The sequence below is a fragment of the Enterovibrio paralichthyis genome, assembly GCF_019209835.1.
Lineage (GTDB): Bacteria > Pseudomonadota > Gammaproteobacteria > Enterobacterales > Vibrionaceae > Enterovibrio > Enterovibrio paralichthyis.
This window is the reverse complement of the sequence record NZ_JAHUTS010000001.1, coordinates 453,260-471,914: the sequence shown is the minus strand read 5'-3', so window position 1 is coordinate 471,914 and position 18,655 is coordinate 453,260. Positions and strand designations below refer to the sequence as shown.

The 18,655-nt window shown below is 51.1% G+C and carries 17 protein-coding genes; 7 read left to right on the top strand and 10 right to left on the bottom strand.

Features of this window, described 5'->3' with window-relative positions; all coding sequences use genetic code 11:
• Positions 1-10 precede the first annotated feature (10 nt).
• Entirely contained in the window at positions 11-829 is an 819-nt protein-coding gene (locus KU854_RS02210; protein WP_218356844.1) for a sulfite exporter TauE/SafE family protein, read from the bottom strand.
• Between the two features lie 162 nt (positions 830-991).
• Here KU854_RS02210 and KU854_RS02205 point away from each other — a divergent pair, with 162 nt between their 5' ends.
• The 3 genes from KU854_RS02205 (at position 992) to KU854_RS02195 (ending at position 3,845) form a co-directional block, all read left to right on the top strand.
• Entirely contained in the window at positions 992-1,441 is a 450-nt protein-coding gene (locus tag KU854_RS02205; protein WP_218356843.1) for an RrF2 family transcriptional regulator, read from the top strand.
• A gap of 56 nt (positions 1,442-1,497) precedes the next feature.
• Positions 1,498-1,743 carry a GFA family protein gene (locus tag KU854_RS25120; RefSeq protein ID WP_218356842.1) on the top strand — a complete coding sequence of 82 codons (246 nt, stop codon included), beginning with the start codon at positions 1,498-1,500 and terminating at the stop codon, positions 1,741-1,743.
• Between the two features lie 149 nt (positions 1,744-1,892).
• Entirely contained in the window at positions 1,893-3,845 is a 1,953-nt protein-coding gene (locus KU854_RS02195) for an LTA synthase family protein (protein WP_218356841.1), read from the top strand.
• Positions 3,846-3,913: 68 nt separating this feature from the next.
• On the opposite strand, the gene KU854_RS02190 is transcribed toward KU854_RS02195, so the two are convergent.
• The 9 genes from KU854_RS02190 to doeA all read right to left on the bottom strand — a co-directional run bounded on the left by KU854_RS02190 (position 3,914) and on the right by doeA (position 13,830).
• Positions 3,914-4,693 (bottom strand): maleate cis-trans isomerase family protein, encoded by a 780-nt coding sequence (locus KU854_RS02190; protein WP_218356840.1) that lies wholly within the window; start codon positions 4,691-4,693, stop codon positions 3,914-3,916.
• Between the two features lie 67 nt (positions 4,694-4,760).
• Entirely contained in the window at positions 4,761-5,705 is a 945-nt protein-coding gene (locus KU854_RS02185) for a cyclodeaminase (protein WP_218356839.1), read from the bottom strand.
• Complete coding sequence (gene eutB, locus KU854_RS02180) at positions 5,702-6,694, bottom strand: hydroxyectoine utilization dehydratase EutB (RefSeq protein ID WP_218356838.1); 993 nt, start codon at positions 6,692-6,694, stop codon at positions 5,702-5,704. Before eutB ends, KU854_RS02185 begins: the two co-directional genes overlap by 4 nt.
• A 28-nt stretch (positions 6,695-6,722) precedes the next feature.
• Positions 6,723-8,135: an aspartate aminotransferase family protein gene (locus KU854_RS02175; RefSeq protein ID WP_218356837.1), complete on the bottom strand. Its 1,413-nt coding sequence runs from the start codon at positions 8,133-8,135 to the stop codon at positions 6,723-6,725.
• A gap of 22 nt (positions 8,136-8,157) precedes the next feature.
• The gene (locus KU854_RS02170) at positions 8,158-9,672 is read right to left on the bottom strand and encodes an NAD-dependent succinate-semialdehyde dehydrogenase (RefSeq protein WP_218356836.1); all 1,515 of its coding nucleotides are present in this window, start codon (positions 9,670-9,672) and stop codon (positions 8,158-8,160) included.
• Between the two features lie 178 nt (positions 9,673-9,850).
• Positions 9,851-10,330, bottom strand: coding sequence for an Lrp/AsnC family transcriptional regulator (locus tag KU854_RS02165; RefSeq protein WP_218356835.1), 480 nt, complete (start codon positions 10,328-10,330; stop codon positions 9,851-9,853).
• A gap of 126 nt (positions 10,331-10,456) precedes the next feature.
• Positions 10,457-11,479 carry a TRAP transporter substrate-binding protein gene (locus KU854_RS02160; protein WP_218356834.1) on the bottom strand — a complete coding sequence of 341 codons (1,023 nt, stop codon included), beginning with the start codon at positions 11,477-11,479 and terminating at the stop codon, positions 10,457-10,459.
• A 135-nt stretch (positions 11,480-11,614) separates the two neighbouring features.
• The gene (gene doeB, locus KU854_RS02155; protein WP_218356833.1) at positions 11,615-12,622 is read right to left on the bottom strand and encodes a N(2)-acetyl-L-2,4-diaminobutanoate deacetylase DoeB; all 1,008 of its coding nucleotides are present in this window, start codon (positions 12,620-12,622) and stop codon (positions 11,615-11,617) included.
• A 20-nt stretch (positions 12,623-12,642) separates the two neighbouring features.
• Positions 12,643-13,830, bottom strand: a complete 1,188-nt coding sequence (gene doeA, locus KU854_RS02150) for an ectoine hydrolase DoeA (protein WP_218356832.1) — start codon at positions 13,828-13,830, stop codon at positions 12,643-12,645.
• Positions 13,831-14,140: 310 nt separating this feature from the next.
• Between doeA and ehuR the strand changes: the two genes are divergently transcribed.
• From ehuR to KU854_RS02130, 4 genes are all read left to right on the top strand, one after another.
• Entirely contained in the window at positions 14,141-15,553 is a 1,413-nt protein-coding gene (gene ehuR / locus KU854_RS02145; protein WP_255555336.1) for a MocR-like ectoine utilization transcription factor EhuR, read from the top strand.
• A 133-nt stretch (positions 15,554-15,686) separates the two neighbouring features.
• Positions 15,687-16,256, top strand: a complete 570-nt coding sequence (locus KU854_RS02140) for a TRAP transporter small permease (RefSeq protein ID WP_218356830.1) — start codon at positions 15,687-15,689, stop codon at positions 16,254-16,256.
• Positions 16,253-17,530, top strand: coding sequence for a TRAP transporter large permease (locus KU854_RS02135; protein ID WP_218356829.1), 1,278 nt, complete (start codon positions 16,253-16,255; stop codon positions 17,528-17,530). The genes KU854_RS02140 and KU854_RS02135 overlap by 4 nt, the downstream gene beginning before the upstream one ends.
• A gap of 232 nt (positions 17,531-17,762) precedes the next feature.
• On the top strand, positions 17,763-18,530 hold the full coding sequence (locus tag KU854_RS02130) for a phosphotransferase enzyme family protein (protein ID WP_218356828.1): 768 nt from the start codon (positions 17,763-17,765) through the stop codon (positions 18,528-18,530).
• Positions 18,531-18,655 lie beyond the last annotated feature (125 nt).

The window sequence follows — 18,655 nt, the reverse complement described above, 5'->3', positions numbered from 1 at the left end:
ACCTCTCTCGTTAAAGCAGTTCTTTAGTGATGATGACAATCGCAATGACTAGCGTGAAATACGCAAAGATCTTCTGAAGACTCTTACTGTCGAGCTTCGATGCAATCGAGGTCGACAGGAACATCCCGACAAAGGTGGCGACCAACATCAGAGGGATCATTGGCATTGCTATTTCAATGCCAGCCTGGATATCGCCGATAAAACCGATCAGGGATTTGAGGGCGATGATAAACAGGGACGCGCCAACGGCTTTTTGCATGGGCATGCCCATAAAGAGAACCAGCGCAGGAATGATCAGGAAGCCGCCGCCCGCACCCAAAATCCCGGTGACGATACCCACGACCGCACCTTCCAACATGATCAATGGCCAGTTGGCTTTGGCGTTTTCATCGGTAGCGTCTGGCGTTTCGCCCGCTGCATCCGCTTTTTGCTGTTTGTAGGCTTTTTTCAGCATTAGGGCGGCTGAGGAAAGCATCAACAGGGCAAAAAACACCATGATGGCGACGTTTTTGCTGATCACGAAAGGCGAAGTCATGAGTTGGTCGGGGATATTTGGCATTAAAAATGCGCGGGTCAGGTAGACGGCGGCGATAGAAGGGGCTGCAAAGGCAAGCGATGCAGGTACGTCTATCAATCCTTGTCTGAAATACCTAATGGCACCAAATGCGGCGGTAAGTCCAACAATCAAAAGGGAATAGCCGGTTGCGGTGTCCGGTGCTACCCCCATCAGGTAAACCAAAATAGGCACGGTCAGGATGGAGCCGCCTCCACCGATCACGCCCAGCACTATGCCCATTAAGCAGGCTGCTAAATATCCAATGAATTCCATGTGCTTCCCAATTTGGCCACTAAACTTAGATTAAATGCTCATGTCATATGTTCATTTACTATATTAGCGAAATCTAAAAAAGACAATATTGTTATATAAATGTGATTAAATGCGTGAGCTAAGCGTGTATATTTATTTCTCTATTGAACGAGGAAGGTCAGAATGAAAATCAATATATTCACAAACTTAACCTTCAGGGCGTTGATCTATCTTGCCCTTAATGAGAACCGGACAGTGAAAACGTCAGACATCGCAGAGGCCTACAACATCTCTTACAATCATTTAAAAAAGGTGATGTATGCATTGTCTGAAAATGGGTATGTGATTAGTGCGAAAGGGCGTTCAGGCGGATTCCGGTTATCCCGTCCAAAGGAAGCCATAAACGTGGGAGAGGTGTTCAGAACCACGGTTGAAGATGTGGCCATTGCAGAGTGTTTTGCGTCGCCGACAGATACCTGTGTGATATCTCCGGATTGCCGTTTTCGTCATATCCTGCAGGATGCGGCCTCCAAGTTTATTGGTGAGCTGGATAATTACAGCCTGGCAGATTTGGTACGCGGGCGGGAAGGCGCGTTGAGCCATCATTTGAACATCGAGATTCTCAGCGTGTAGCTGCCCGCGAGCAGCAACCTTCGCCCGGATGTTATAACCCGCGTTGGGTTTTCACTGTGTGCGACTGTGATTACACGTTGGGCAAACGGGAATTTTGCCCCAACTTTGGTACCCAATTGGCGTTTTATACCTCAGAACCACCGGATGCCGTTGAGATCTCCTTAGGTTCATTGGATGAGCCAGAGGCAGTTCAGCCTCAATATCATATTTGGTGTGAATATAAGGTGGGCTGGTTATCCATTGCCGACGGATTGCCGCGGTTTGACGACGCAGGGCCAGACGGTGTCTCGTCCCGTGAATAGCATCAATATCAAGACTTATTTTTGAAAACTTAAAAACAGGCTAAAAACGGCGAAATTGAATACACATACTGTGACCAGGGGGTAATAAACTGATTTCAGTTTGGTTAAGCTAGAAAAACAGATTTTTAGTTGCATTTCGGAACCTTACTTTGAATAGCGTCAAACGATTTTTCGGGCCACTTTACCCCATCGTGGCGACAGCCTTTTTAATCATCCTCCTTTTTACCTTTTCACGTTTCGCCCTCGCTTTCTGGCAACTCAGCAGGGTAAATGATGCCCAGGCGTGGAGTCATTTGTTCATCAGCGGCTGGCGTGTCGATATCGCGTCGGTTTGCTATTTGCTGATCCTTCCTGCACTCCTATCTGCATTGATTTCGGGCGACCATTGGCTTGGACGAATCTGGCAGTTTGTTCTGCGCTTATGGATCACCGCCGGGCTCTGGCTGGTAGTGTATATGGAAGTGGCAACGGTGCCTTTTATCATCGAATATGATTTGCGTCCAAACCGTCTGTTTATCGAATATCTGGTTTATCCCAAAGAAGTGTTCAGCATGCTGTGGAGCGGCTACAAGCTGGAGCTTTTCATTGGCACCGTCGTTTCTGTTGCTACTGTGGTGTTGGGCTGGCGTTGGTCGAAAAGCGTGGTCACCGGACTCTCGTATCCGAAATGGTACTGGCGTCCATTGATTGCATTGCTGGTGGTTGTGGTTGGCGTAGTGGGCGCACGTTCCAGTTTGGGACACCGTCCGTTGAACCCGGCGATGGTGGCATTTTCCAGCGACCCGTTAATGAATGATCTGGTGCTCAACTCGTCTTACTCGGTCATCTTTGCAGCCAAACAGATGAAGTCTGAATCTAACGCATTTGATTACTACCCGAAAATGGACAAGGACACCATCATCGAGGAAGTGAAGGCTAACATGACGGTACCCGCGCAGGATTTCGTTTCTGCTGAAGAGCCGACGTTAGCTATTCATCAGGCCACTTACCAAGGTAAACCGAAAAATATCGTCATCCTGTTGCTGGAAAGCCATGGTGCACGTTATGTAAAAAGCCTTGGTGGTGAGGACTTATCGCCGAATATCGATCAGTTGATACAGAAGGGATGGGCATTTACCCGCGCATACGCCACAGGCACCCGTTCTGTTCGTGGTATTGAAGCGGTCACCACGGGTTTCTCACCAACGCCTGCGCGTTCAGTCGTGAAGCTGGGTAAAAGCCAGACCCACTTTTTTACCATTGCAGATTTGCTGAAGTCCCGCGGTTACCACACCCAGTTCGTATACGGCGGTGAAAGCCATTTCGACAATATGAAAAGTTTCTTCCTGGGGAATGGCTTTTCGGATATGGAAGACCTTCCAACCTTCAAGGATCCGGAGTTTGTAGGGTCATGGGGCGCTTCGGATGGGGATTTGTATAACCACGCGGATGAACTGTTTACTGAACTGGAAAAACAGGACAAACCGTTTTTCAGCCTGGTGTTTTCATCTTCCAACCACACTCCGTTCGAGTATCCTGACAACAAAATCGTGCCTTTCAACGAACCCAAAAATACCGTTGAGAATGCGGTGGAATATGCGGATTTCGCGTTGGGTGAATTCTTCAAAAAAGCAAAGCGTTCAACCTACTGGGATGACACGGTATTTCTGGTTGTTGCTGATCACGATTCCCGTGCGACCGGCGACTTGCCTGTACCTATCGGCCATTTCAAAATCCCGGCGATTATTACTGGCGGCGGCATTGAGCCACGTATGGATGACCGCCTGATCAGCCAGCTGGATTTGCCGCCAACCGTGTTGTCTTTGGCCGGCATCAGCAGTACCAATCCAATGATTGGCCACGACCTGACTCAAGAAGTGCCCGCTGAAAAACAACGTGCAATGATGCAGCGGGACAAGAACTTTGGCTGGTTGACCGCTGACAACAAAGTGGTGGTACTTCGCCCTGAAATGGGAATTACCACGTACAGCTATGACCCTGAGACAGACAAGTTGCAGAGTGCGGAAGTGGATGCAGAAACAGTAAAGCAAGCCCACGCTCACGCCATGTGGGGCAGCCTTGCGTTTAACGAAGACTACTATAAAGCGCAAGCGAGCTACTGATAGATCGTCGTACCTGAAAAAAGACCGCCAATGTCAGGCGGTCTTTTTTTTGTATCTGTGTGTTGAGGCTATGCCATTTGCAGCAACTTCCCGCCGACATGGAAAGGATGTTCCGGGTGGTAACCTGCCAGACACATGGCATGCCAAAACATGGCCTGATTGGAGGTGACCAGCGGGCAACTTAATTCCTTTTCGAACATATTGATGTGTTTCATCACTTTCATGTTGGTGCAGGGGATGAAGATGGCGTCGGCCGGTTGTTTATCCAATAGCGCCTTTGCCCCATCCAGCAACGCTTGGACGCTAACCCGAGGAATGTTGGTGTCGTTATCAAGCTGGAAAGCACCGAACGCTGAAACGTCGAAACCTTCCCGATACATCGCCTGCCAAAATGGTGCGTTAACTTCTGTGGTGTACGGCGTCATCACGGCAACGTTTTGAGCACCCAGCGCTTGCAGTGCGGAGCAGCTCGCCCGCCAGGGGTTGGTAGCTGGTACGCCGGGGCGAAAATGGGTGAGTAAATCCTGAATGGTTTCGTCCCCAATCAACATGCTGGCTGATGTGCAGCCAAATGCCATGACATCCAGCTCCCAATCCGGTGCCACCATGGCGGCAGCATTCGCGATGCGCTGCTTCATGCCAGTCAGTTCGCTGACGGTCACCGTGCCACTGGCATACATTCTGGTGCTGTAAAGCTCAATTTCACCACCCACCAGCGGATGCCAGTCGGTTTCCAGTGTGTAGTCCGTGGAAAGCTGAACCAGGCCAATGCGGAGTGGGGCTCGCACGGTGCAAGGCTCAAAGGGGAAGGTTTGTTCAATCGCTTTGAAATCGGAAAGTGCATTCATAACCGAACCTCGTGCGGTATAAAGGGCGCAATTGCCCTTTAGCCATAACGATTAGAGACAGTGACGTTTAATCAGCCAGACGTTTTGCGGTGTAACCCGCAATGGCTGTGTCCTGCACGCCGGTGCCTGTCAGGTCGCACACAGTAATTTGCATGTCGTCCGTGCGCAGGTGTTTTTGCTCCGCAATCAGGGTGCCCAGCTCAAATATATGTTTGGGAAATTCGCCCTGAAAGTGGTGAAGCTCCCCAAGCGTCGCGGACTGTGACAGACGGTCGACGACAAAATAATCCGCCTTTTCCAGTATGTCGCTTTCCAGTTCCTGCTTGTGGGCATTGTCAGAACCCATCGCCGTGACATGAATACCCGGTGGTAAATCATCCCACGCCAGCAAAGGCTCTGTAGATGGTGTGGTGGTGACCACGATATGTGCTTCCGCGCAGGCTTCTTTGGCACTTTGGCAGACAATCACGTCCAACCCGTACTTTTCTGCCATCTTGGTGCGGTAGGCATTCGCTTTTTCTTCGCTTCTTGCAAACACGCGAACCTGACGGATAGGGCGAACCAGACGCAACGCGGCTACCTGCAATTCTGCCTGTAAGCCTGAGCCCATTACGGCGACCGTATTGGCATCGGCGCGTGAAAGCCATTTTGCGGCTAAGGCACCGGCAAGCGCTGTGCGGGTATCAGTGAGGTAGCCTTCATCAAGCAGAAGCGAATCGACCAACCCGGTTTTGGCAGAGAACAGCACCATCAGGCCATTCAGGCTTGGCAGACCAAGTTTCGGATTGTCGAAAAATCCCGGACTGATCTTGATGGCGAATGTGTCGTTGCCACGAATATGGGCCGTTTTAACATCGACTTCGCCATTGTTTTCCTCGATGTTCATACTGAGGATGGGCGGCATGGTAACCAATCCGCGACCCAACGCGGCAAAGGCTTCCTCAATCGCTTCCAACGCATCAAGATCCAACTGGGTGACCGATTCAATTTGCGCTTTGTTGTAGATTTTCATGCCTGATCCCCTCTCACCAATGCTTCCGCCTCTTTGTAGGTTTGCATGGCGACGTTCTGTCCACTCAGCACAAACACCACGTTTTTACCTGTCATATCCAGACCGTGTTGTTCAATGGCTGCCGGGCCAACGACTGCAGCGCCTTCCAGCAATTTTTTCTCTTCTTCAAGCATATACACCATTTCAGCGGCGATATGCTTTTCATCCACCAGAAAGGCTTCATCCAAGACCTGCTTCACCAACGGCAGGGTCAGGTTGTTGTTGAATCCAATCCCTCCACCAAGACTGTCGGCGAAGGACGGGTACTCGGTAACCTGAACTGGTTTTCCGGCTTCAAGGCTGGCGACCATGGCTGCGCCTTTTTCCATGGTGACGCCGATGATTTTAATGTCAGGATTAATGGTTTTGGCAACCAGCCCAATCCCACCAAGCAGGCCGCCCCCAGAGAGACCCGTGAAAATGACATCCACCTCCGGCAGATCTTCCAGAATCTCGATACCGATAGTGCCCTGACCTGCGACGATATCCGGGTGGTCGAAGGGGGAGAGATAAACCATGCCTTCTTCTGTTTCAAGGCGACCCGCTTCCATTTCAGCATCGTCCTGGGATTTGCCGATAATGCGCGCTTCTGCGCCAAGCTCACGGATGGCGTTTACCTTGTTTTCCGGCACCAGTTCGGACATGCAAATGATGGTTTTCACGCCCAGACGTTTACCGGCATAAGCAACAGCGCGGCCATGGTTGCCGGTAGAACAGGTCACGACACCGGCTTTGCGCTGTTCGTCGCTGAGCTTGCTCATGGCATAAGTGGCACCGCGCAACTTGAATGCACCGATAGGCTGGAGGGTTTCCAGTTTCAGGTAGGCGTTACAGTTAAAGCGTTTTGACAGGGCATCGGAACGCACGAGCGGGGTGCGTCTCACCCCGCCGTGAATGGCTTTCCGTGCCAAGTAGACATCACCGATGGTGACGTTAATCTTGTTTGTCATCCTTGGCTATTCTCCATTTTTGGTCAGATTACGCGGCTTTCCAGCTACCGCTGCTGACCAGATTGTCAGTGACTTTGTCAATGGCTTTTTTCGCACGGGCGACAATTTCATCAATGTCTGCGCGATCTACCACAAGCGGTGGCGCGAAGCCGAGAATGTCACCATGTGGCATTGCGCGGGCAATGAGACCTTGCTCCAGACACGCCGCGGCGATTTGTGGGCCGACTTTCAGGTTCGGGTCGAAATGCTCGCGTTTTGCCTTGTTGGATGAAAACTCCAGCGCATGCAGCAAGCCAATACCGCGGCTGTCACCCACCAATGGATGGTTGGCGAAGGTTGCCTGCATTTGCTGCTGGAAGTAAGCACCGGTGTCACGGGCATTCATGGTCAGGTTTTCGCGCTCGATAATGTCGAGATTGCACAGTGCCGATGCCGCCCCCAGTGGGTGACCGGAATAGGTGTAACCGTGGCCGATTGCGCCCCATTGGTCAGTGCCGTCTTCCAGCACTTTCCACACTTTCTCGCCAACCATCACGCCGGAAAGTGGCTGGTAAGCAGACGTCAGGCCTTTGGCGACGGTGATCAAATCTGGTTTCATGTCATACATGATAGAACCGAAATCCGCACCCAGTCGGCCAAAGCCACACACCACTTCATCAGAAATCAGCAACACATCGTACTTATCCAGCACTTTGCGGATTTCCTGCCAGTAACCTTCTGGTGGTGGCACGATACCACCGGTACCCAGCACTGGTTCGCCAATCATGGCAGCCACCGTTTCCGGGCCTTCCGCCAGGATCATTTTTTCCAGTTCGTCTGCGCAGTGTTTGGAGAACTCACGCTCTGTCATACCGTCATCTGCACGGCGGTAGTAGTAGGGCGCTATGGTGTGTTTGATGCGCTCAAGAGGCAGGTCAAAATGCGCATGGAACAGCGGCAGACCGGTCAATGAGCCAGACGCAATGCTGGAACCGTGGTAGCCACGATCGCGGGAGATGATTTTTTTCTTCTCTGGCAAGCCGCGTGCGTTGTTGTAGTACCACACCAGTTTGAGCTGGGTTTCGTTGGCGTCACTGCCGGACATGCCGTAGTACACCTTGCTCATGCCTTGTCCGGCCATTTTCAGAATGCGCTCAGACAGGGTGATCAGTGCCTCGTTGGTGTGACCCACATAGGTGTGGTAGTAGGCGAGTTTCTTCGCTTGCTCGTAAATCGCTTCGGCCATTTCTTCGCGGCCATAGCCGATGTTGACGCAGTAGAGTCCTGCGAAACCGTCAATCAGCTCAATGCCTTCTGAATCCTGAATACGGATCCCTTTGGCGCTGGTAATGATGCGGCCAGCCAAATCACCGTCGGCATATTGCTTGAGGTGGGTAGATGCATGAAAAACATTCTGGCGGTCGATTTCAAGCAGGGCTTTGGTATCAATTTGCTTTGTCATAATAAACTCCTTTTCGTTCTGTTTAGCATCCGCTGGCTGTATCTAAGCCGCCGAGACAGTAGTATTTGATTTCGCTGTATTCATCGAACCCATGACGGCTGCCTTCGCGTCCAAGTCCGGATTGTTTCATGCCGCCAAACGGGATGGGGTGGCCGGTCATTTTTACGCTGTTGACGCTGACCATGCCGAAATCCAGTCCGCGCATCAGTTTCCAGATATGGCGGATGTCGTGGCCGTAGATGTAAGCCGCAAGACCGTATTCGGTGTCGTTGGCGGCGATGATCACGTCATCCAGTGAGTCGTAGGCAATCACTCCGGCCACCGGGCAGAAGTTTTCTTCGCGGTAGACCGCCATGTCAGGCGTAACATTGGTCAGCAGCACCGGATTGAAGAAGTTTTCACCCGGCAATTTTTTCTGGTTGCCCACTACCAAAGTTGCGCCTTTTTCCAGGGCGTCATCCACCAGCATCTGCGCCTTTTCGACCGCCTGATGGTTTATCAGTGGGCCGATATCCACGCCGTTTAACATGCCATTACCGACGTTAAGTTTTTGCATACCGGTCGCAAAGGCTTCCACGAACTCTTCATAGTGTTCCCGAGGCACAAAAATGCGGTTAGCGGCAAGACAGTCCTGTCCGGAAGTCTGGAATTTGGCATCGATAGCCGCCTTTGCGGCTTCCTGAATGTCCATGTCCGGCAGCACGATAAACGGTGCATTACCTCCAAGCTCCATGGAGCATTTCTTCACTGTGTCCGCGCTTTGTTGCAGCAGCAGTTTCCCGACCCGGGTTGAGCCAGTAAAAGAGAGTGCCCGCACTTTGTCTGACGCACACAGGGTAGCGGAGATCATGGCGGCATCACCGGTGATCACGTTAAACACACCTGCGGGAATGCCTGCGCGTTCTGCCAGTTCTGCCAGTGCCAATGCTGAAAAAGGGGTTTCACTAGCGGGTTTCACCACCACGGTACAACCGATAGCAAGTGCCGCTGCGGCCTTGCGGGTGATCATCGCATTGGGGAAATTCCATGGCGTGATCAGTGCTGCAACCCCGATGGGCTCTCGAATGGTCGCCAGTTGCGCGTTAGCAATATGGCTTGGCATGGTTTCGCCATAAGCGCGGCGGCCTTCTTCGGCAAACCATTTGACGAACGATGCGCCGTAGTCGATTTCGCCGCGGGCTTCGTTCAGGGTTTTACCTTGCTCCAGCACCATTAAACGGGCTAGATCTTCACGGTTTTCCAGTAGCAGGTCGTGCCACGCCATTAATAGCTCCGCGCGTTTTTCTGCGGAGAAAGCACGCCATTTGCCAAAAGCGGCTTCGGCAGCGTTGATAGCGTTGTCTACCTGAGATTTCTTCAGCGCAGTGACATAGCCAATCACTTGGTCATCGGCGGGGTTGGTAACAGCAATATCTTGATTGCCTGCTACCCATTTGCCATTGATGTAAGCAAGCTGACGCAGCAGACGAGCATCTTCCAGATGCACCAATACAACGTCGTTTGCTTTTCCTTCATGGGGTAAATTCAGCGCGGCCATAACATGACCTCCCTTATTGGTTGAATCGTTGTCCTCAACTACAAGGTAAGTCTTTTTTTTGACATGAGTTTTCTGTTAGCCCGCTTCGCACTTGGTGTTTTTTTTATACCGGGGTGGTGGAAGTTGGTGTTTTTTCTGTTTCTGGAAATATCAGATTTTATTCAGTGTGTTAGAGAGGCTAACGGATAAGGTTTTCGTCGATTTCCAGTGCGTCACGCTGGTGTTTTATGGTTTTGGTGACGATGTAGGTGTAATAGCGTTCAATTTCCAGATCTGACATCAGCCAGCTATCTATCAAGCGCTGGTATTGGTCGATATCCTGCGCCATGACGCGAAGGATGTAGTCAACGCCACCACCGGTGGCAAAGCAGTCAGCCACTTCCGGGCACTCCTGCATCGCCTGTTCGAACCGTTTGAAGCTGGCGGCATCATGCTTACCTAGCGTCACTTCGACCAGTACAGGCGTTTTCTTTGAAAGGATGCTGGGGTTGATCTTCGCGCCATAGCCTTCAATGATCCCGGCCTCTTCGAGGCGTTTTACGCGCTCCCAACAAGGACTGATGGACAGGTTGATCGCTTCTGCAAGGTGAGACTTGGTGATACGCCCCTGTGTGGAGAGAATTTGCAGGATTTTGGTATCGTATCGGTCAAGTCGCATGGTTTCTCCGTGGGTCTTAAACAAGATGTCCCTCCCGCTTGACGGGAGGGAGTAGGTAGCAGGGTGTTGCTTCAGATGCTTTCTATAAGCGTGGCATAGTCTGCCGCTTATTGAAAATTCAGTGGCTTAATTACCGGAAAACTCTTCGGTGAGTGAGTCCAGTACCTCTTTACCGCTGTCACCTGTCATTTCAATGTATTGCTCGCGGATGTTCATGGAGGCTTTCTTGAATGCTTCGCGCTCATCCGCTGTCAGTTCAACCAGTTTGATGTCTGGCTTGGCCGCTTTGATTTTTTCCAATCGTGCAGCGTTGAACTCATCCTGGGTAGCGAAGATGTAGTCCGTCATCTCTGCCAGGGTATCATCCAGTGCTTTTTTCTTGTCGGCAGGCAGGCTGTTGTACCAGTCGTTGTTGGTGATCACCGTGGTGGTAAACTGTTGCTGGCCTGCCCAGATCAGGAAGTCGGACACTTCATAGAACTTCATTTCTTCGATCGCGAAGATAGGGTTGACCTGACCATCCACCATTTTCAGTTGTAGCGCGCCATAAACCTCTGAGTAAGGGAGTGGCGTAGGATCAGCACCAAAGGACTTGTAGGCTTCAACCAACATCGGTGAGGCCATTACGCGCATTTTGAAGTTTTCAAAATCACCCGGTGAGCGGATTTCCTTGTTGGTTGTCCAGACCATTTCGCCTTCCGGGTACATGGTCAGCAGTTTGAGGTTCTTGTCTGTCAGTTTGCCACCCAGAGTGCCATAAATGGTTGGGCTGCTGCTGAGGACTTTTTTGTTGACCTCGTTATCCTGGTTAAGCAGGTAAGGGATAGAGAACACCTGCATTTCAGGGACAAAAGAACCAAAAATACCCGGTGAGGCGTTGGCGAATTGCAGTACGCCGTTAGCTGTCAGTTCGGTCAGATCTTCCGATTGACCCAGTGTGCCGTAAGGGTAGACCTCTACCGTGACATCACCATTTGTTTTTTCTTCAATCAGTTTTTTGAACTGTTGCGCGTAAGCATCCTGCACTGAGCCTTGGATCTCTTCGAGGGCAAACTTCCAGGTATCTGCGATGCTTCCCGCAGAGAAGAGGATTGCCGCCAATGCTGCTGTGGCAGAGAGTGATTTCCAGCGATTGATTTTCCATTTCATGTCGTCACCTGTTTTGGTCAGGGATGAGTGGCAAACCAGACGTCCATCTGGCTCGTGATAAATCTGCGAGCGTGCAAAGGGTGCGGATCCGTCGTCCGCTACATTCACAGTCGTTTTAGCGCAAGGTTCTTTCGATCAGGTGACAGGTCTGGCGAGCACCGCGAAGGTATCGCCCAGCTCTACCTTTGCCAAATGCCGTCGCGCAGCAAGTATGCCGCCGGTGTCAGCAAAATATTCGGCTGGTGCCTGTCCTGTTCTTTCTGTTGAGTAAATACGGGCGATGAGATCTCCCTTTTGCACCTCATCACCGAGCGCAATGCACAGTTCCAAGATGCCGCTGTGCTCACTTTGCAGGTAACAACTGGCGTTGGGGATCTCAAGCTCTACCGGATCTGAGTCCGGCTCGATGTAGTTCTTTTTCAATATGCCGCTGTACACCAGAAAATTGTGAATGCCGGTGTCGGCCATTTTGATGGTTGCGGGTGAACTGGTACCGCCACCGTGCAGTTCGGTCGTGACGAAGACTTTTCCCTGACGCTCAACGGCAGTGTCATAGAGTTGGGTAGCATCCATCTCTTCCAGGTAAAAACAGTAGGGTGCACCAAACAGGCGGGCACCTTCAATACAACGCATTTCCTGGGCTTTGTTGTCCAGACGGTGCGCAGCAGCAAACGGAAGGATATCGAGGGTTTTTCCCCCTGAATGGATATCGAGTGCCACATCACAAAGCGGGATCAATACACGGTTGTAGTAGTCCGCCATTCTTTCGGTCATGGTGCCGTAAGGATGGCCGGGAAAGGAGCGGTTCATGTTGCCATTATCAATCGGCGAGACCCGGCTCCCCGCGACAACGGCAGGGTGGTTCATCATGGGGATAATGATGACCCGGCCCTGAATGTTTTCCTGTTTAAGTGTGCTACATAATTTGAGCAGGGAAGTGATGCCTTCGTACTCATCACCATGGTTACCGCCGGTCAGCAAGGCCGTCTGGCCTTCACCGTTTTTGATCACAGTGATCGGCGTCATGATTGCCCCCCACGCTGAACCGTCGTGGGAATACGGCAGTTTCAGAAAGCCATGTTGGGTGCCATCTGCATCGAAATCGACTGTCGCTGAGACTGAGCTTGGCGGTAATCTTTCCATGGTGCGCAGTTACCTTTCTCTTAGTGTTTGACAAACAGTTGCCGTGGGAAGTCACACAGGGTTTCTGCCCCGTATTTGGTGATCACAATGCTTTCCGTTGTCTCCATGCCCCAGTCATCCATCCAAAGACCGGGCATAAAGTGGAAGGTCATGCCTTCTTCGAGCACAGTGGTATCAGTAGCACGCAGGCTCATGGTGCGCTCGCCCCAATCCGGCGGGTAACTCAGCCCGATAGGGTAACCACAACGGGCACCTCCGCGGTCAAATCCGAATTTTTCCATGGTGGCGTTCAATGCGGCTGCAATGTCGCCACAGGTATTGCCCGGCCTGGCTACGGCCAACCCAGCTTCCAACCCTTCGTTGAGCGCTTCGTTAGCACGCTTGAAGTGGTCGGCAGGATCGCCAAGATAGATGGTGCGCGAAAGGGGGCAGTGATAACGGCGGTGAACGCCGGCCATTTCAATAAACGTCCCTTCGCCTTTCACGAAAGGACGATCGTTCCAGGTCAGGTGCGGGGCAGAAGCGTCTACACCGGATGGCAACAGCGGCACAATGGCAGCGTAGTCACCGAAATGACCATCATGGCCAATCACCGAGTGTTTATTGATTTCTGCCACCAGAATATGCTTCGGAAGGCCTGGTTCAATCAGTTCAAAGGCAACGCGGTGCATGTTTTCAACGATGCGGGCTGCTGCGCGCATGTAGTAAAGCTCTTGATCGGATTTCTGTGCTCGGCTCCAATTCACCAAGCCAGTGGCATCAACAAACGATGCGTTGGGAAGGTTTTCCTGCAGTGATTCGTAAGCCGTTGCGCTGAAGTAGTAATTGTCTTTTTCTACGCCGATGCGTCCGCGATCCCACAAGTGTTCCGGCAATACTGCATTTGCCAGATACTCCATGGGATGAAGCGGCGGATTCATCACGTAATGATCGGGGTAACCCACTACGTTTTTGTGGCTCATGTACACGGTGCGGCGTGCACCGTTTGCATCCTGATTGCGGCCAAACCACACTGGCTCTCCGCTGTGTCCAATCACAACACATTGCGGCACGTAAAATGACCAACCGTCGTAGCCGGTCAGCCAGGCCATGTTTGATGGATCGTGAACAATCAGTACATCCAACTCCCTCTTTTCCATGGCCGCGCGAACTTTCGCCAGCCGGACGCCGAACTCTTCAAGCGTAAAGTTAAGCACAACGTCACTCATGCCCCATATCTCCTAAAAATACCGCCCTAACAGGACGAACGTTGACACGACCAGAGTCATCGCCAGTCATCGGTATCGGAAAAAATTCGGGGTAGACATTTTTTCCAGAAAAATCGCGGTGACTGTTTTGCCTCCCAGCTTTTTTGTAATGTTCATTGCGGTGAGTGTAGTCCACTGACTTTCAAGCTATTAACATTACAAAGCAGTTCAATGTAAAACAATGTGAGTCAATGTAGCGAAAGTGTTTACATTTGAACTTACTTTACACTTACACTAGAGGTTAAAAATTGGTCAACAAAAATATTGAACTATGACAATCAAATTACACCTCGAATTAGCCCCTGGACTCCCGAAATACTTGGCGATCTCAAAAGCGATAACGGAGCAGATTTCTCAAGGGATTTTGATGCCTGGCACGAAATTACCCCCACATCGCGAATTAGCAGATCAATTGGATGTCAGCGTACAAACGGTGAGCAATGCCTATGCTCATGCTGAAAAGCAGGGGGCAGTGGAGGCTTGGGTGGGAAGCGGTACATTTGTCCGCAGTTTTTCCCAGGGTAAGGAAAGCGAGTTTATGCTGACGCAGGATGTGAAGGCCGATCAAAGCGTGTCAGACGTGATTGATATGTCCATTGCCCACCCGGTGTACACTCAGCAAATTACTCAGTTGTTCAATGAAACCCTGATAGACATTGCCCAGCAGGGAGATACAGCCCACCTTCTTGGGTCAGCCCGTCCGGTTGTAGGTCAGCGTCATCACATTGAAGCGGCGCAGATGTACCTTGCCAGCCAGAAACTCCATGCGGAAGCTGAGTGTATTCTGCTGACCAATGGCGCCTGCCATGGGTTGATGTTGGCGCTAGGAACCGCCATTTCCCCCGGTGATACAGTGGCGTGTGAAAGCCTGGTTGACCACGGCCTGATTGCACGCTCGAAGATCTTTAAATTCAAATTGTGTGGCATTGACATGGACGAGCAGGGGATTTTACCGGACGCTCTGGAAAGGGCGTGTCAGACCCGCACGATCAAGGCGCTGGCCTGTACCCCCAGCATGAATAACCCTACCAGTGCCCACATGGGATTGGCGCGCCGCGAAGCGATAGCGGAGATTGCGCGCCGCCACAACCTGATGGTGATTGAGGACGATGTCTACGGGGCACTTGAGCCAAATCGTTTGCCACCCATTTCCAGCTTGCTGCCGGAGCAGAGTTTCTACGTGACGAGCTTAACTAAAACCGTGGCACCGGGACTGCGTACGGGATTTCTTGTGGTGCCAAGACACCTTAAACAACATGCAGTCGGGCGTTTGGCGGCAACGAGCTGGATGGCGACGCCACTGCCTTTCGAGGTCGCAAGCCGCTGGATTGCTAATGGCTCAGTGGAGCGAATTACTGCTTTCCAGCGTCAGGAGTTTTCTTCCCGCCAACGGATGGCGGCCAGCAGCTTTTCTGACCTTTCCTACACGGCACATCCTTATGGACAGCACATTTGGATGACGCTGCCCAGTGAATGGCAAGCCGATAACCTGTTGGCAGCTGCACGGCAGGCGGGTGTGCAATTGACTGGCTATCAACCGTTTGCTTTGGAGTCTGAGCGGCAGAAAAATCATATCCGCATCAGTTTGGGGGCTGAAGCGAGTCGTTTCCGCATTAAACGGGGGCTACAGATCGTGGCTGACCTGATAAAAAGCGAGCCGCCACCTCCACATTTTCTGCTGTGAGGAGAAAATCAGAAAATATTCGCATTCATGACAATTGACTTGATTGACATGGCTGGATACGGTTTTTTACAACTATTTTACTTTTGGTGGTTGTAATTGCCGGGGTAAAGCCAGTCACTACAGGGAGGGGGTCATGCGCTTTTTCAAGCTGATCGACGACTGGATACGCAGACTCGAAGCGGGGATACTCATCGCCGCGATTTTGCTCATTGCATTGAACTCCATTATCAATGTATTTGGGCGATACATGTTTGGCCAGAGTCTCTATTTTTCTGAAGAACTCAATTACTTTCTCATCATCGCAGTGACCTTCATCGGCAGCAGCTATGCTGCCCGCCAGTCGCGTCACATCTCCATGTCTGCGTTTGTCGACACACTTCGTGGTAAGAGCCGCGCCTTCGCCATGATAGTGATCAATCTGGTTACTGCCTGCCTTTTGGCGCTGTTGGCCTGGTATGCCGTTGAATACCTAATGAAAGTCTCCTCCATGGGGCGTTTGTCGCCTGCACTGCGCTGGCCTCTGCACCTTGTCTACATTGTGGTGCCCATTGGTCTTGGCTTTACCTCCGTGCAGTTTTTGCGTCACACCATCGAATATGTTCAGGTGTTCCAAGGTAAACGGGAAATGCCTGCCATTTACCATGATGTACCGGATGTCGTTGCCTCTGAGGCACTTGAATCGGTTGAGGAGGACAAGAAATGACGACAGTATTGGTTATTGTCATGGTGGTGCTGCTCGCAATGGGTTTTCCTATGCTGGTTCCTTTGTTGGCGGCTTCGTTGGTGGGCTTTTTGGTCTATTTCGGCATGGGGCCGGATTTTATTATCCAGCAGATGTTAGCTGGGATTAAACCGGCAGCATTGATCGCAGTGCCCATGTTTATTCTGGCTGCTGATATTGTCACCCGTGGCGCCGCAGCAACCCGGCTTCTGGACGTGGCTATGGCGTTTGTTGGCCACCTAAAGGGCGGTTTGGCGATCACTTCGTCGGTCAGTTGTGCCATGTTTGGTGCGGTATCGGGCTCCACGCAAGCCACTGTGGTGGCGGTTGGCTCAATCATGCGGCCGAAAATGCTGCAAAAAGGCTACAAGGACAGCTTTGTCCTTGCGCTTATCATCAATGCTTCTGACTTGGCACTGCTGATCCCGCCCAGCATCGGGATGATTGTTTATGGTGTGGTGTCCGGTACATCGGTGGCAGAACTCTTTATTGCTGGAATTGGCCCTGCGATTCTCATCCTGCTGCTTTTCTCTGCGTACTGTTATTTTTATGCGAGCCGCAACGAAGTAGAAAGCATTGATGCAGCCAGTTGGGCAGAGCGCTGGCGAGCCTGCTCCAGAGCACTGTTACCTTTCGGTTTTCCGGTGATCACCATTGGTGGTATTTACGCGGGGGTTTTCAGCCCCACTGAGGCAGCCTCGATTTCTGTGCTGTACGCCATTGTGCTGGAAATGGTGATTTTTAAGAAAGTGAAATGGAGCGAATTGGGCGATATTGCGCTTTCCACCGGCCTTATTACCGCTGTGGTGTTTATTCTGGTGGCCGCAGGCGGCGCCTTTTCCTGGGTGATTTCCTTTGCCCGCATACCACAGGAAATCCTGGGTGGGATCGGGATTGCGGACGCCAGCCAGATTGAGCTGTTGATGATTATCTCGGTGGCATTCTTTATCGGCTGTATGTTTGTTGACCCCATTGTGGTGATGCTGATCCTGGTGCCTATCTTTGCGCCTTTTATCAAATCTTCTGGTGTCGATCCGGTGCTGGTGGGAGCAATTGTGACCTTACAAGCCGCAGTGGGCTCTGCAACGCCACCGTTTGGGTGTGACATCTTTACCGCAATCGCCGTATTTAAACGGCCCTATCTGGATGTGGTGAGGGGCACTCCACCGTTTGTCTTTATCCTGCTGTTTGTCTCCGTGCTGCTGATTTTCTTCCCGCAAATTGCACTCTTCTTGCGTGATTTAGCGTTTAGGTAAGAGTCAGGAGCCATGAGCCCTGAAGTAAGAACTCGAACCCCGTCGCACTGGCGGGGTTTTGCCATTTTAGGTATGGGATAGCCATCATGTTGTTATGACGCGGATTTGTGTAGGATACAGCTTCTTCAAACCTTCCTTGCTTTTCCATACAACCTGAAGGTGCGCGCATTGCGCTGGATACTTCATCTTCAGGTTGTTTGGGTATGTCTGTCACCCCTTCTTCGAGGTTTATATGGAAGTTTTATCCGGTGGAAGAAGCGATTCCATTTTCAAACAAAATGATACCGTTATCCGTCCCCTGAGTGTGCACTCCGCGACGGTACATCGACTTCTCACTTATCTGCATCAACAGGGCTTTAAGGAATGCCCTCAGTTTCTTGGGTGTGATGATAAGAATGAGACCCTGAGTTTTGTAGAAGGGGAGACGTATAACTATCCATTGCGCGGCGCTATTGCCAGCGATGAAGCGTTAATGTCAGCAGCCCGTTTGCTTCGTCAGTTTCATGATGCTTCCGCGACTTTTCTTCAACATGATCATCGAAAGCAACACTGGATGCTGCCATCCAGAGAACCTGCCGAGGTTGTCTGTCATGGGGACTTTGCGCCTTACAATGTGGCCTTGAAGGGACAAACAGTAGTGGGGGTGTTTGATTTCGATACCGCGCATCCAGCACCAAGGCTTTGGGATATCGCCTACGCAGTCTATTGCTGGGCTCCGTTTAAAACCCATCACATTGATAAGCTGGGTTCTCTTGACCAACAAATCGCCAGAGCCAAAATGTTTCTGGATGCTTATGGTGTTTCGGAGCAAGAGAGAGTGTCGCTTGTCAGCACCATGGTGCAGCGGTTGCATGCTTTGGTGACGTTTATGGTTAGGGAAGCGGAAGACGAGGATCCTGGATTCCAGATGAATCTCTCTGAAGGACATCATATAGCTTATTTAAACGACATTGAATATTTAAAATTGCATCAATCAAAAATTCAGATTGGGTTGATTTAATATTTTTATCAATGCTTATTGTGATGTGCTTTCCTTTAACTTTGGTATTTTGAGTTGTGTTTGTTTAATTACTGTGACTTTTTCTTTTATTAATTTTTCCGAGGTTTTTTTGCATAGTTATTTTG